This is a genomic window from Pseudomonas sp. ASL3 (genome assembly GCF_056680425.1).
The window spans coordinates 122,094-136,504 of sequence record NZ_CM155281.1 but is presented as its reverse complement, the minus strand read 5'-3'; the positions used below and the strand labels follow the sequence as shown (position 1 = coordinate 136,504).

16 protein-coding genes are annotated in these 14,411 nt (G+C 58.4%); 12 read left to right on the top strand and 4 right to left on the bottom strand.

All coding sequences use genetic code 11. The features are described from left to right. The first annotated feature begins 8 nt into the window (after positions 1-8). The 4 genes from aauR to AC1MEE_RS00590 all read left to right on the top strand — a co-directional run bounded on the left by aauR (position 9) and on the right by AC1MEE_RS00590 (position 2,908). The gene (aauR, locus tag AC1MEE_RS00605) at positions 9-1,334 is read left to right on the top strand and encodes a two-component response regulator AauR (protein ID WP_480413208.1); all 1,326 of its coding nucleotides are present in this window, start codon (positions 9-11) and stop codon (positions 1,332-1,334) included. Between the two features lie 77 nt (positions 1,335-1,411). Beyond that, positions 1,412-1,741 (top strand): GlpM family protein, encoded by a 330-nt coding sequence (locus tag AC1MEE_RS00600; RefSeq protein ID WP_480416117.1) that lies wholly within the window; start codon positions 1,412-1,414, stop codon positions 1,739-1,741. Between the two features lie 389 nt (positions 1,742-2,130). Further along, positions 2,131-2,505 carry a DMT family transporter gene (locus AC1MEE_RS00595; RefSeq protein WP_480413207.1) on the top strand — a complete coding sequence of 125 codons (375 nt, stop codon included), beginning with the start codon at positions 2,131-2,133 and terminating at the stop codon, positions 2,503-2,505. Positions 2,506-2,512: 7 nt separating this feature from the next. Next, positions 2,513-2,908 carry an EamA family transporter gene (locus tag AC1MEE_RS00590; protein ID WP_480413206.1) on the top strand — a complete coding sequence of 132 codons (396 nt, stop codon included), beginning with the start codon at positions 2,513-2,515 and terminating at the stop codon, positions 2,906-2,908. 41 nt (positions 2,909-2,949) lie between these two features. Here AC1MEE_RS00590 and AC1MEE_RS00585 read toward each other — a convergent pair whose 3' ends face one another. Then, positions 2,950-3,624, bottom strand: coding sequence for a MipA/OmpV family protein (locus AC1MEE_RS00585; protein WP_480413204.1), 675 nt, complete (start codon positions 3,622-3,624; stop codon positions 2,950-2,952). A 368-nt stretch (positions 3,625-3,992) separates the two neighbouring features. Between AC1MEE_RS00585 and AC1MEE_RS00580 the strand changes: the two genes are divergently transcribed. Genes AC1MEE_RS00580 through AC1MEE_RS00555 form a run of 6 tightly spaced genes read left to right on the top strand, consistent with a single transcriptional unit; the run spans position 3,993 to position 10,263 of the window. Beyond that, entirely contained in the window at positions 3,993-4,691 is a 699-nt protein-coding gene (locus AC1MEE_RS00580; protein ID WP_480413203.1) for an MtnX-like HAD-IB family phosphatase, read from the top strand. After that, positions 4,684-6,078: an aspartate aminotransferase family protein gene (locus tag AC1MEE_RS00575; protein WP_480413202.1), complete on the top strand. Its 1,395-nt coding sequence runs from the start codon at positions 4,684-4,686 to the stop codon at positions 6,076-6,078. Before AC1MEE_RS00580 ends, AC1MEE_RS00575 begins: the two co-directional genes overlap by 8 nt. Then, positions 6,075-6,950, top strand: coding sequence for an alpha/beta hydrolase (locus tag AC1MEE_RS00570; RefSeq protein ID WP_480413201.1), 876 nt, complete (start codon positions 6,075-6,077; stop codon positions 6,948-6,950). The genes AC1MEE_RS00575 and AC1MEE_RS00570 overlap by 4 nt, the downstream gene beginning before the upstream one ends. A gap of 6 nt (positions 6,951-6,956) precedes the next feature. Continuing rightward, entirely contained in the window at positions 6,957-7,118 is a 162-nt protein-coding gene (locus AC1MEE_RS00565) for a hypothetical protein (RefSeq protein WP_480413199.1), read from the top strand. Beyond that, on the top strand, positions 7,118-8,869 hold the full coding sequence (locus AC1MEE_RS00560) for a sensor histidine kinase (protein WP_480413198.1): 1,752 nt from the start codon (positions 7,118-7,120) through the stop codon (positions 8,867-8,869). Before AC1MEE_RS00565 ends, AC1MEE_RS00560 begins: the two co-directional genes overlap by 1 nt. Then, complete coding sequence (locus AC1MEE_RS00555; RefSeq protein WP_480413197.1) at positions 8,866-10,263, top strand: sigma-54-dependent transcriptional regulator; 1,398 nt, start codon at positions 8,866-8,868, stop codon at positions 10,261-10,263. Before AC1MEE_RS00560 ends, AC1MEE_RS00555 begins: the two co-directional genes overlap by 4 nt. Positions 10,264-10,334: 71 nt before the next feature. Here the strand turns inward: AC1MEE_RS00555 and AC1MEE_RS00550 are convergent, their stop codons facing one another. After that, entirely contained in the window at positions 10,335-10,991 is a 657-nt protein-coding gene (locus AC1MEE_RS00550) for a DsbA family oxidoreductase (RefSeq protein WP_480413196.1), read from the bottom strand. Between the two features lie 72 nt (positions 10,992-11,063). Then, positions 11,064-12,056 carry an alpha/beta fold hydrolase gene (locus AC1MEE_RS00545; protein WP_480413195.1) on the bottom strand — a complete coding sequence of 331 codons (993 nt, stop codon included), beginning with the start codon at positions 12,054-12,056 and terminating at the stop codon, positions 11,064-11,066. 355 nt (positions 12,057-12,411) lie between these two features. Here AC1MEE_RS00545 and AC1MEE_RS00540 point away from each other — a divergent pair, with 355 nt between their 5' ends. Next, on the top strand, positions 12,412-12,573 hold the full coding sequence (locus AC1MEE_RS00540) for a helix-turn-helix domain-containing protein (protein WP_480416116.1): 162 nt from the start codon (positions 12,412-12,414) through the stop codon (positions 12,571-12,573). A gap of 59 nt (positions 12,574-12,632) precedes the next feature. Next, the gene (locus AC1MEE_RS00535) at positions 12,633-12,941 is read left to right on the top strand and encodes a DUF2845 domain-containing protein (protein ID WP_480413194.1); all 309 of its coding nucleotides are present in this window, start codon (positions 12,633-12,635) and stop codon (positions 12,939-12,941) included. 104 nt (positions 12,942-13,045) lie between these two features. On the opposite strand, the gene AC1MEE_RS00530 is transcribed toward AC1MEE_RS00535, so the two are convergent. Further along, positions 13,046-14,380 carry an IS110 family RNA-guided transposase gene (locus tag AC1MEE_RS00530; protein ID WP_480412050.1) on the bottom strand — a complete coding sequence of 445 codons (1,335 nt, stop codon included), beginning with the start codon at positions 14,378-14,380 and terminating at the stop codon, positions 13,046-13,048. Between the last annotated feature and the right edge of the window lie 31 nt (positions 14,381-14,411).

Sequence of the window (14,411 nt, the reverse complement as noted above, 5' to 3'; positions counted from 1 at the left end):
CTATATACATGAACAGCGACTTGACCGTTCTGATCGTCGAGGATGACCCGCATGTTCTGCTGGGTTGCCAGCAAGCCCTGGCCCTGGAAGACATCACCAGCGAAGGCGTGGCCAGCGCCGAAGAGGCGCTGGCGCGGATCGACGATAATTTTGCCGGCATCGTCATCAGTGATATCCGCTTGCCAGGAATGGACGGGCTGGAGCTGTTGACCCACCTCAAGGCGCGCGACCGCAGCCTGCCGGTGGTGCTGATTACTGGCCACGGCGATATTTCCATGGCCGTCAACGCAATGCGCGATGGCGCCTACGACTTCATGGAAAAACCCTTCTCCCCTGAACGTCTGGTGGAAGTGGCCCGCCGGGCGCTGGAGCAGCGCGGACTGGCGCGTGAAGTCTGGTCGCTGCGTCGGCAACTGGCCGAACGCAACTCACTGGAAGGCCGAATCATCGGGCGCTCGCCGGCCATGCAAAACCTGCGGGCATTGATTGCCAACGTCGCCGATACCTCAGCCAACGTCCTGATCGAAGGCGAAACCGGTACCGGCAAGGAGTTGGTCGCCCGCTGCCTGCACGACTTCAGCCGCCGTCATCCCCAGCAGTTCGTCGCCCTCAACTGTGGTGGCCTGCCGGAGAACCTGTTCGAAAGCGAGATCTTCGGCCATGAGGCCAATGCCTTTACCGGCGCGGGCAAACGTCGTATCGGCAAAATCGAACACGCGCACAACGGCACGCTGTTTCTCGATGAAGTGGAAAGCATGCCGATGAACCTGCAGATCAAACTGCTGCGGGTGTTGCAGGAGCGCACGCTGGAACGCCTCGGCTCCAACCAGAGCGTGGCCGTGGACTGCCGGGTGATTGCCGCGACCAAATCCGACCTGGATGAATTGAGCAAGGCCAGCCAGTTCCGCAGTGACCTGTATTACCGACTGAATGTGGTGACCCTGGAACTGCCGCCCCTGCGCGAGCGGCGCGAGGACATCCTGCAGCTGTTCGAACACTTCTTGCAGTTGTCATCATTACGCTTCGACCGCGACACCCCGGAGCTGGACCGCCAGACCCTGTCAAGCCTGATGAGCCACGACTGGCCGGGTAACGTGCGTGAACTGCGCAACGTCGCCGAACGTTATGCCCTCGGCTTGCCGGCATTCAAGAAATCCGGTGCCCACACCGCCAGCAATAGCCTGGACTTTGCCGAAGCGGTCGAGGCCTTCGAAAAAAACCTGCTCAGCGATGCCTTGCAGCGCAGCGGCGGCAACCTCAGCCAGGCCAGCCAGGAGCTGGGCATGGCCAAGACCACCCTGTTCGACAAAGTCAAAAAATACGGATTGGGCTGATCGCTCTTGCCTGTACAAGCTGCGTGAAAATCACTGCCTTATAAGCCACCCTACATTTAGAGAACACCGTGGACCTGATGTTCAAAGCCTTGCTGGGCGCCGCCGTGGTAGTGATTCTGGCCGCACTGGCCAAGACCAAAAATTACTACATTGCAGGGCTGGTGCCGTTATTCCCGACCTTTGCCCTGATCGCCCACTACATCGTCGGCAAGAGCCGTTCACTGGACGACCTGAAGACCACCATCCTGTTCGGTATGTGGTCGATCATTCCCTACTTCGTTTATCTGGCGGCCCTGTATCTGTTGATCGACCGCTGGCGCCTGGAAGTGTCCCTCGCCCTCGCGGCGCTGGCCTGGCTGGTCGCGGCGACGCTATTGGTGACCCTGTGGGTGCGATTTCACGGGTGATCTACCACATCCCTATGGGGGAGATCCCGCCCCGCCTTCGACGCTGCGCTGTCGCGCAGCAAACTCGGTCTCGATTCTGCCCGGAGGGCGTAGGAGCTGACTTGTCTGCGATCGGTCCGGGGTCGCGCTCGACCGAAGCAGTCGCAAAATGGCTGGACACGATATCGCTGGAAGGTCCTTCGTGTCGGACGCGACCCCGGCCTTTCGCAGACAAGTCAGCTCCTACAGGGGGACCGCGTTTGCTGCACGACAGCGCGGCGTCGAAAAGGGCGCGGGATTTCCCACAGGTATCCGGTCATCCATAACAACCCGACCAGACCAAAGACTGGCCCGCCCTTTGCATTAATCCGACCCACTTCCCTTTCGCCCGGTCGGCAGGAGCTGTTCCCTTGACCCCAACCGTGATCCTGCTGATCGCGCTGTGCATCGCGCTCGATGTTATTGGCCAGATTGCCTTCAAGTACGGCCTGGACCGTCTGCCGGAGCATGTCGGTGGCTTTCGCTTGCGCAATTTCTGGCGACAGATCGCCGGAGCCCCCATGCTGTGGTGTGGCGTCGGGTGTTATACCGTCCTTTTTATTGCCTGGCTGGAGGTGCTTTCACTGGCACCGCTAAGCCTGGTGTTTCCCGCTATCAGCCTGAGTTACTGCGGCGTAGTGCTCGGCGGGCGTCTGGTGTTGGGCGAAACCGTCAGTCGACGGCGCTGGCTCGGCACTCTCGTTATCACGACCGGCGTCATGCTGGTTTGCGCCACGGGCACATGAGACCGCTATGACAAAGAATTGGATCGAAGGTCGCGGCGCCAGTCTCGGCCTCTGGGCGTTGTTGATCGGCTTTGAAAGCGGCGCGCAAATTTCGCTGAAGGTAGGCGGTGACGGGTTGGCATTGATTCCATTCGGCGTGAGCTGGCTGCAGGCAGCCGTGAGCAGCCTGGCGGTCATGGTGGCGATTGGGTGCTATATCGGCTCGTTCCTCACCTGGATGCTGATCCTGCGCCGCAGCAGCCTGTCGCTGGCCTTCCCATTGAGCTCTCTGGTGTTTGTGGTGGTGCTGCTCAGCTCTTGGCTGGGCCTGGGCGAAAGCATCAGCCCGCTGCACTGGCTGGGCGTGGGCGTGATCATCGGCGGGATTGTGTTGCTGGCAGAGGGGAAAGAAGCGACCGCTTGACGCTAGCGTATCGCTCTTGCTTTCACCTCATGCCTTTCTCTCTACAGGCCCTTGAAGTGATAAGCCACGGCAATGCTGACCTCGCCCTGGTTCTCGTCACCCTTTTGTTTGACGATGGAGCTGTCCGCCGCCGAGTTCGTCAGATGAGTCCAGGTGGCACTGGTCAGCAGTAACCAGCCTGGAGCTAAAGGAAACTGGACGCTCTGCGTTAGCGCAACTTTCTGCAGACCGCCGCTGGCGTTGTATTCACGAATTCCCGAGGCCTGGGCCTCCTGCTCGCTCACACCGAAGAAGGTCTGGGCTTGCCGACCATCCGCAAAATGTGCGGCGACCGACGTATCGCCGATGATGCCCAGCCCCAGCGGGTAACCCAGCTCACCACCGACCCGACCCAGCACACCGCCCTGACCATGGCCGCCGCCCAGCGCACGGCCCATTTCGGCAAACACACGCCAGTAATCATCGGGACTGTATTGCACGAAACCACCCACCTCAGCCATGTCCGACACATCACGCAAGCCACGCAATGAGCCATCGGAAGTACGACCCGACAGGTAATTGGCAAACGGCCCGACGCTCCAGCCATCAAGCTTCAGCGCCTTCCAGTTCAGACCATCGTCCGTACTGAGATTGACGTCACCCCAGTCCAGATCGAGATACGGAACAGGTTGGAATTCGTAGCGGCTACCACTAGGATCATGGGGTTTGTAGCTCATGCCTGCGCCAAGATCACCGGTGATCGCCTCGGCGTGTCCTGACGCACTGAAACCGAGAGCGCACACGAGGCCTGCAACGCCGGTAAAAAAGAGATGTACACGGCGGTTGAGCCTGAATAAAGGCATAGATGCTATCTCGCACTGAGGGCATGCACGCATCAATCGTTATGACCGACTGTCGCGCGCAAGCACTTATGTTGTTTGTAGCAAGCTACAAAAATTGTAGCTTGCATGCCCGCTGCATTTGCCATCTACGTCGCCAACCCGCGCCACGTCGACATCCCAGCGACTACAATCGTATTGGCACAGTCTATGCTACACCCCTCTGCAAGCGCAAAGTGCGCTCTTACCTAAATAGGCACCTGCAGATGATGCATTGGCATATCGTGTGTGATTTCGATGGGACTGTCACCCGCACCGATGCGGTGGACAACATCCTCGAGCGTTTCGCCGACCCTAGCTGGGAGGCCGTCGAAGACGAATGGCTCTCTGGCAAGATTGGTTCGCGAGAATGCCTGAGCCGTCAGCTGGCGATGGTCAAGGCCACTCCAAACGAGCTCCTGGGTTATTTCGACACCGTTGATATAGACCCGGCGTTTCCCGACTTTGTCGAACTGGTCATGGGTCGCGGCGCGACGCTGGACATCGTCAGCGACGGCATCGAACAAGGTATCGCCCGAGTTCTTTCGCGCAACAACAGCCCGCTGCTACCGATCATTGCCAATCGCCTGCGTCAGGTCGGTGAAGACGGCTGGCGCATCGAATTCCCTTATTCCAGCGACGCCTGCCGTGCAGCCTCCGGCAACTGCAAATGCAAGTCCGCCCCCAAAGGCAAACGCATCCTGGTGATCGGCGACGGTCAATCGGACATGTGCGTAGCCGGGACCGCCGACTTCGTATTCGCCAAAGATCGCCTGGCCGAACACTGCGAACGCAACGGCATTCCGTATGCGCGCTTCACTTCGTTCGCCGACTTACCCGCTCTGCTCGCACGCTTGCCACACAGCGAACCGGCTCGTGCACTCAGCATCCCTCTTGAAAAGCAGGAACTCTTCCACCATGTCTGATATTCGTATCGCTACCCCTGAAGACCAGATTCTTCTGGAAAAAGAAGCCAAGTATTGCTCCTTTGGCGACACCGTTCATTACATCGATCCACCCCGGATTTTCAATCGCTGCGAAGGTTCGTACGTTTACGACACCAGCGACCAGGCTTACCTCGACCTGCAAATGTGGTACTCGGCCGTTAACTTCGGTTACGCCAACCCACGCTTGAACAATGCCCTCAAGGCACAGATCGACGCGATGCCGCAGATTGCCAGCCAATACCTGCACCGCGGCAAAATCGAGCTGTCGGAAATGATCGCTGTCGATGCCAAGAAGAAATTCGGTCTGGACGGTCGCGTTCACTTCAACGTCGGCGGTTCGCAGTCCATCGAAGACTCCTTGAAAGTCGTGCGTAACGCCAGCAACGGCAAGAGCCTGATGTTCGCCTTCGAAGGCGGTTACCACGGTCGTACCCTGGGTGCTTCGTCGATCACTTCCAGCTACCGCTACCGTCGCCGCTACGGCCATTTCGGTGAGCGCGCACAGTTCATTCCTTTCCCGTACCACTTCCGTGGCCCGAAAGGCATGACCAAAGAAGAATATGGCAGCCACTGCGTTCAGCAGTTCGCCCGCCTGTTCGAGACTGAATACAACGGTGTTTGGGATCCGAAAACCAACCAGTGCGAATACGCGGCATTCTACGTCGAGCCGATTCAGGGCACTGGCGGCTACGTCATCCCGCCGATGAACTTCTACAAAGAACTCAAGCACGTACTGGATCAGCACGGCATCTTGATGGTTGTCGACGAAATCCAGATGGGTTTCTACCGCACCGGCAAGCTGTGGTCGATTGAACACTTCGGCGTCCAACCCGACGTGATCGTGTTCGGTAAGGCTCTGACCAACGGTCTGAACCCACTGGGCGGCATCTGGGCTCGTGAAGAACTGATCAACCCGGGCATCTTCCCGCCAGGTTCGACTCACTCCACCTTCGCCTCCAACCCATTGGGTACGGCTGTTGGTCTGGAAATGTTCAAAATGACCTCCGAAGTCGACTACGGCGCGATGGTCATGGAAAAGGGCAAGTACTTCCTGGCTGGCCTGCAAGATCTGCAAAAACGCTACCCGATCATCGGCGACGTAGACGGCCTGGGTCTGGCACTGCGTGCAGAAATCTGCGGCCCGGATGGCTTCACCCCGGACAAGGCCACTCTCGACTTCATGGTTGATGAAGGCATGAAGGGCGACATCGAAATCGACGGCAAGAAACTCGGCCTGATCCTCGATGTGGGCGGCTACTACAAAAACGTCATCACCCTGGCGCCGTCGCTGGAAATCAGCTACCCGGAAATCGACCTGGGTCTGGCCCTGCTCGACCGCCTGCTGCATCGGGCAATGAAGCGGTGAACCTGCTAGAGATCGATATGGGCGAAGGTAACGCCGGTTTCGTTCTCGGCAGTGGCCCGGTCGCGGTGTTGTTGATCCACGGCCTGACCGGCACCCCGACGGAACTCCGTCGGGTAGCCCAAGGCCTGGCCAAGCGGGGGCACACGGTGTACGTGCCCACGCTTGCCGGGCACTGCGGTGACACCGCCGACCTGCAAGCCACCGGCTGGAAAGACTGGTACGCAAGCGTGTGCAAGACCTTTGCCGGCATCCGCCAACGACACGAAACGGTGTTCGTCGGTGGGCTGTCGATGGGCGCGGTAATGTCCATGCACATGGCCGCCGAGCATCCGGGGCAAATTGCCGGCTTGCTGCTGTATTCGACGACCCTGCGCTATGACGGCTGGAATATACCGAAAGTCGCGATGTTGGTACCGTTGGTGATGGCGATTCCGTTTGGCGTGCACTTGTGCCGCTTCAACGAGACGTCGCCGTACGGCATCAAGGATGTGCGCTTGCGGGCGATCGTCGAACGCCAGATGAAAGCCGGCGAAAGCAGCAATGCCGGACTGCTGACCATGTCTGGTGTCAGCGTGCGGGAACTGCATCGGCTGGTCGCGGTAGTGAAACGAGGCATGCCTTCGGTCACCACGCCGGCACTGGTACTGCATGCGAGCGAAGACGACATCACCAGCACCTGGAACGCCGACTATGTCGAGAAACACCTCGGCGGACCAGTGACCAAGGTACTGCTCGACGACTGCTATCACATGATCACGGTGGACCTGCAATACCGTTCGGTGATTTCGCTAAGCGCGGACTTCATCGATCGCCTGGTCAAACAACCGGTACGTGAAGCTGCCTCTTTGAATGATCATCGACAACTGGCCTGACATACCATGTTCACCGCCCCTGCCTTCTCCAGCCTCCACGCCAGCCGACGCAGCACCTGCAACGACTGTTTTTCCGGGGTGCTGGAGGACTGGGCTGAAACCGGGCAATCTCGCTGTTCACTGGATCGCTTCGATCCTGGCATGGCTGCTGCGATAAGCGAACGTTGATGACCGAAGAAATCAGTCACACCCGAAAATTCTTTTCCCTTTCGCGCTGGAGCGTGCAGCGTAAGCTGGTACTGGCGTTCTGGCTGGTCAGCGTGATTCCGACCATGATTGCCGCCGAACTGGCAGCGACCACCCTGTCGCAGATTTTCGAAAACAACGTGCGCATCTGGTTGAAAGAGTCAACCAAGATCGTCCAGGACGAGATCAGCGAAATCCTGCGTTCAAACGCCAGAGTCTCGCAGTTGTTCCTGCAGAACACCCGGCCGTCTTCACCGTCCTCGGCCCGGCACAATAAGCTGACCTCCGATCTCGCCAGTGCCATGGGCATGGATGTCGTCGCGCTGATCCGCAGCACTGACCACAAAATAGTATTTTCCACCGTCGCCGATAACATCATCGAGCAGATCAGCCTCGCGCCCAACGCGGTGATGCAAACCATTCATAACGGCGGCGTGTTCACTGGCATCGTCATTTCAACCTATCAGTCAATTCAGGACGGAGTCGATTATGAATTGCTGATCGGGACCTACCTGGACAGCCGCTTTCTCACCAGCGTGGGCGATGTGCACTCCCTCGACCTGCGGCTTTACATGAATAATGCCACCGGCTTCAGCGAGATTTACTCGAGCCAGCGCTTTGATAATCTCCCGGCTGTCGTACCGCGCGACATCGAACAGATCCTGCGTGAGACCAAAGAGCCGAGCGAGCAGTCCACACCGCAATACAGTGGTGTGTATTCGCCGATCTTCAACGACGCTGGAGAGCTTCAAGGCATCATTTTCAGTGGCCTGCAGCGGCATGCCACACTGGTTGGTATGGTCAACCAAACCAACCTGTTCCTGCTGATTCTGCTGTTCGGTTCAGTTCTGTCCCTGAGCGTCGGCTGGTTGATCTCCCAACGCCTGACCCGGCCCCTGCGCGGGTTGTCCGAAGGCGTTCGAGCCGTGACGGCTGGCGATTATCGACAACGCGTCGAGGTCATCGGCAGCGACGAACTGGCCGAGTTGAGCGTGACTTTCAACCACATGACCGAACGCCTCAAACAGCTTCAGCATCTGGAAGCCCAACTGCGCCGCCGCGACCGCTTGCATACCCTGGGTGAAGTGGCCATGGGGCTGGCCCACGAAATCCGCAATCCGCTGGGGATCATCAAGACCGCCACCCAGCTCTTGCACCGACGCGCGTCGCTACCAGAAACCGACATGCGCCACCTGGAGTACGTGATTTCCGAGGTCACCCGAATCAACGACCTGATCACCGAGTTCCTCGACTTCGCCAAACCCAGCGCGCCGATCCGCTGCACGCAGCTGGCCCGCCCCCTGCTCGAAGATTTGCTGGGGTTTTGTGCCCCGGAGCTGTCGATCCACAACATCGACGCGGTGGTCATCGAACACGACGCCGACGCCACTATCTACGCAGACGCTCGGCAATTGACCCAAGCCTGCCTGAACCTGGTGCTCAATGCGATTGACGCCATGCCCACAGGCGGGCGCTTGACCATTGGCATCGCCAGCGCTGAAGACACCACAATTATCAGTATTGCCGACACCGGCCATGGCGTCGAAACCGACATGATCGAACGTATCTTCAGCCCCTTCGTCACCACCAAGGCCTCCGGCACCGGACTGGGCCTGGCAAAGGTCTTCTCGATCATGGAAAACCACGACGGCCGAGTGGAGTGTGTCAGCACAATGGGTCACGGGGCGACTTTCAATCTGTATTTGCCAGCCCATGACGGAGAGCAGCCATGAGCCATAACGTGCTGGTGGTCGATGATGAACCCAAGCTCTGCGATTTACTTGCCTCAGCCCTGAGCCAGAACGATATCCAGGTGTTCACCGCCGGAAACGGCCTGCATGCCTTGGCAGTGCTCGAACGCGAAGAAATTGATCTGGTGATCAGCGACTGGCGCATGCCCGGCATGGATGGCCCGCAATTACTGGCTGAAATCAGAACACGGTTCCCAGGCCTGCCGGTGATCGTCATGACCGCCTACAGCACGGTGAAGAATGCGGTGAAGTCGATGCGCGACGGCGCCTTTGACTACATCAGCAAGCCCTTTGATATCGATGAGCTGGACATCACTGTCAACAAGGCCCTGCAATTTCGCGACATTCTGCGCGACAACGCCCGCCTGCGCGCCGAACTCGATCAGCACCAGCAGATCGACAGCCTGGTGGGAGAAAGCCCGGCCTTTCGCCGGGTGTTACAAGCGGTGGACTCAGTACGCGACAGCACCGCCACCATCCTGTTGACCGGCGAAAGCGGCACTGGCAAAGAGATGGTCGCCCGCGCCATCCACAAACACGGTAACCGCGCAGACAAACCCTTTGTCGCAGTCAACTGCGCCGCGATCCCCGAAGGCTTGCTCGAAAGCGAGATGTTCGGCCATCGCAAGGGCGCCTTTACTGGCGCCGTGGCCGATCGCGTCGGACGCTTCATGCAGGCCGACAAGGGCACATTATTTCTTGATGAAGTCGGCGATATGCCGCTGGCGTTGCAAGCGAAAATTCTACGCGCCTTGCAGGAGCGGGTGATCGAGCCGGTGGGCGATCCGCGTGAGCGCAAGGTTGATGTGCGGGTGATTGCCGCGACCAACAAAGACCTGCTCGAAGCGGTGGCGAACAAAGAATTCCGTGAAGACCTCTATTACCGTCTGAATGTGTTCCCTATTCCGCTACCGGCCCTGCGCGAGCGGCCCGAGGACATCGCGCCACTGGCCAGGCATTTTGCCCATGTCCTGGGCGCCACTGCGGGCAAACGCATTAACGGTTTCAGCCCGGAAGCCTTGCTGGCGATGGCCAATTACCCCTGGCCGGGCAATATTCGAGAGCTACAGAACTGCGTGGAACGCGCCACCATCGTCGCTTCCAGCCACACCATCGAAGAAAGCGATCTGCCGGCATACCTGTTCGGCTCGCAACCAATGGACGGCAGCGCCGGCAGCCCGCTCAGCGACGGCCCGGTCATCCCGGAAAACCTGGATGCTGCCCTCGCCGAAGTGGAAAAAACCTACATCCTCGCCGCCCTGCAAGAAACAAATGGCGTCCAGGCCGCCGCCGCGCAATTGATCGGCATCTCCGAGCGCAGCCTGTGGTATCGGCTGAAAAAGCTGGCGATCCATGTGGACAAAATCGTTCGGTAAGCAGAGCACCTGAACTACCGCGCCTACAGAGGAATGCGCGAAAGCGGCAAATCAGACGCCGCAAAACTTCATCATTGCGGCTCAACACTCTCACTGATGATCTGACGAATAGCATCGGTAAACGCTTCCACCGGTTGCCCGCCGGACACGGCGTAGCGGTCATTGAAGACAATGGTCGGCACTGAGCTGACGCCACGCGAAACCCACAGCTGTTCCAGCTCTCGAACTTCAGCGGTGTATTCACCCGAGGCCAGAATCGCTTCGGCACGCAGGCGATCCAGCCCAACCTGTTCAGCCACGGCGGCCAGCACTGTGTGATCCGAAGGGTCGCTATGATCAGTGAAGTACGCCGCGAACAAGGCTTCCTTCAGCGCTTGCTGCTTGCCTTCCAGCTCGGCCCAGTGCAGCAGGCGATGAGCGTCGAAGGTGTTGTAGATCCGTCGGTCACCCTGCGAGAAGGTGAAACCCAACTCGGCACCGCGCTCACGAATCACTTCGCGATTGCGTTGTGACTGCTCCGGCGTCGAGCCGTATTTCTCGAAGATGTGCTCGTTGAGGTCCTGCCCTTCCGCGGGCATGTTCGGATTGAGTTCGAACGGCTGGAAATGGATTTCGGCCTTGACCTCGTCGCCCAGCCCTTCCAGCGCCTGGGTCAACGCCCGCAGGCCAACCACACACCAGGGGCAGGAAACATCGGAGACGAAATCGATTTTCAGGGCAGTGCTCATGGAATCCTCGCTCACTTATCGCAGTGGGAAAGCTCGCACCTTACACCTTCGGACGCATCCTTTTCACTTGAGCTACAACTGCGCTACATGGCTGCCATCATGTTGATGCGCTTTCAGATACGGCAGAACCGCCGCCAGGAGCGGTGCTTTGAACGCTTCCTGAAAACGATGAGCCAGGCCCGGAATCAAGCGCAACTGGCTGCCCTGGATATGCGCGGCGACATGTATGCCATGCATCACCGGCAACAACGGATCGGCTGTGCCGTGCACGACCAGCGTCGGAAGGCGCAGTCGGTCGAGCAGTTCGACGCGACTGGGCTCGGCCAGAATCGCCAAAATCTGGCGCTTCACGCCGTCGGGATTGAAGGCTCGGTCATAAGACACCGCCGCCTGCTGCAACAACAGCTTGCGATCATCGACCACCTGCGGACTGCCCAGCGCAGCCAGCAGATCAGCCTGCTGCTCGATGGCCATCTCACGGTTCGGTGCACCGCGTCGGGCCAGCAATTGCAGCAACGCAGGGCTTGGCGCGGGCAACCCCTGGGCGCCGGAACTGGTCATGATCAGGGTCAAGCTTTCCACGCGATCCGGCGCCATGTCGGCCAGATGCTGGGCAATCATCCCGCCCATGCTCGCGCCCAGCACATGGAATTGCCGAACGTGCAGCGCATCCATCAAACCGAGGGTGTCATTGGCCATATCGGTCAAGGTATAAGGCGCGGAAACCGGCAGGCCAAGCTTGTAACGCAGCACTTCATAGGTGAGGTCGGGGCTGGCGGGAGCCTGCACCCAGGTGGACAAGCCCACATCGCGATTGTCGTAACGGATCACCCGGAAGCCTTGCTGGCAGAGGGCGACCACCACTTCGTCAGGCCAGTGAATCAGTTGCCCGCCCAGCCCCATCACCAAAACCAGAGCCGGGTCGGAGTTACGCCCTATGCTCTGATAAGCCAGATGTACCTCTTGGAGGTCCGCCACTTGCGTGGGGACATTGACATCGCATCGAGAAGCCGCAAAAGACGGCAAGCCGCACAGCAACACGGCCAGAAAAATGAACACCCGCATGAAAAACACCAAGCCGAAAATCCCCAGTAGGTGCGGAGTGTGATGATATTTTTCAAAGCGCGCTGCCACAGTTGCGTGACATTTTGATGAAGGGGGCTGAGTGGTCGTTCAGCTGCGGCAAGCTTCGAGCTTTGTTGATCGTTCCCACGCTCTGGGAACGCCTCCCGTGACGCTCCGCGTCACATCCCCAATGCATTGAAAAGCCAGGAATGGACGCGGAGCGTCGAGGGCTGCATTCCCGCGCGGAGCATGCGAATGATCAAAGAACAGGCCATGTCGATCGATAGGTCGGCGTAAGAACGGACCGAGATATTTGCGGGAATAATCCCTAACTCCCTTATGAAAGGGAAAAAGACTGGCAGATGTTTACTATTCGCAGAAGAGCGAACCTTCCATAAAAGAGCTGGAATCAGATCTAGGGGTAAAGCTATTTGAACGGACAACAAGAAGCACTCTACTTACCCGTTCAGGGGCCCCCGTAGCTACATTACTTGCCATCATTGCGATGGCTGGATAGCGATTTTTATATATTCTGCCTGAGACCCCAAGCAGACTTTGTTTACAGGAGTTCAACTTATGAGCCGCAAGCTCACTATTCGCCTTATTGGTGGAGCGCTATTGATGTCTGCTGCGTTTCACGCACATGCCTCTATGCGTTGTCAAAATGGGATCATCAGTGGAGGTGAACCCATTTCAGAAGTGATCCGAAAATGCGGTCAGCCGGACAATCGAGAGACTATACAACCCATCGTAGGTGGTCATGGGAAAGCACCCTATAAAACTGCAACTATTGAAAATTGGGTTTATGGGCCGAAAAACGGGATGTATCAGTACTTGCGTTTTATCGATGGAAAGTTGACCTCGATAAGAAGCGGGCGCACTTAGGCGATTCCATTTGCTTCGATTGCAACATTGGTAACTGACCTGCCGCTTTCGCAGGCAAGCCCGCTCTCATCAAACAAAAAATAACGCATTGTTTTTTATGCCTTTTATTTGGCCATAACTAACTGCATCCCAAGCTTGTGTGCCTTGCGTTCCAGGGCACGCAGTTGACGGTGTCGACTCTCGGCTTCATAGGCTTCCATACCTCGCTCCACGTAGGGTTGGCCTTTGGTCAACATGACGTAGATCAGGCGGGCCAGTTGATGCGCGGTGGCTTTGATGGCGCACGCGGTATCCATGCGCGCCAACCGGGCTCGATGGCTGGCGCCGATGAAGCTCTTGTCGTTGCGCGCGTTGGACGCGGCCTGCTTCAAGGCCTGCGCGGCTCGATTCGAGACCTTTGGCGGACTACCAGGCAGCTGCCTGCCGCCGGATATCCGGGTCGCAGGTGCCAGGCCGAGCCAGGAACAGAAGTGTTGTTGTGTGGGAAATCGCGATAAATCAGGCCCGATTTCGCTCGCCAGTGCCAAAGCGGTTTCGACGCCGATGGTGGGAATAGCGGTCAAATCAACGCCCATTATTTTTCCCAGCGCACGGTGCAAACGGGCTTGCTCGGCTGACGAGCGGTGCGGGCTGCGCAGTGCCTTGGCCGGCGGCAGAGGTTCATCGTTCAATACCGGCAGTCGATCAATGGCGTGAGCGATGGCCTGATCGCATTCGGCAATTTGCTGTTCCAGAAAATCATGCGTCGCCATTTCCTGAGCCAGGGCATGCAGATGCTCGGTTCGCCAGTTACCGCGCAGGCTGCGGGCAATGGTTTCATGATCGGCCTTGATGTGACCGTTTCGAAAACCGGCCAATACGTACGGATCACGCTCGCCGCCGATGATCGCGTTGAGGATTTTCTTGCCCGTCAGGCCGGTGATGTCACTGATGACAGTGGCTAGCTGGATGTTCATCTGGGTCAAGGCTTTCTGCATGCGATTGACGCTCTTGGCCTGATCGCGAACTTTCATTGCGCGCTGGCGAACCAGAGAGCGCATCGAGCAAATGTCGTCGGCGGGCCGAAAGGCGCCTCTGAGCAAGCCGTGGGTCATGAGCTGCCAAATCCACTGGCAGTCCAGCACATCGGATTTGCGCCCGGAGGTCTGGCGGGTGGCGCGGGAGTTCACCAAATACACCTCGAAGCCCCGTGCATCGAGGATTTCAAACAGCGGTATCCAGTAGACCCCGGTTGCCTCCATGGCCACGACATTGATCTTCAACGCTTCGAGCCAATCGGCTAATGCGAGCAACTCGTCGGTGAACGTTTTAAACGAGCGGACAGGGGTGTCGCTCTGGTCGGGGTTGACCCCCACCCAATGCTCGCGACTGCCAATATCGATACCCGCACAATGAGGGTGAACCACTTCAAAACGTTTCTGCTGGTTCTTGCGCGCCATGACAATTCCTCGCAGGATTGAGGGGCGCGCG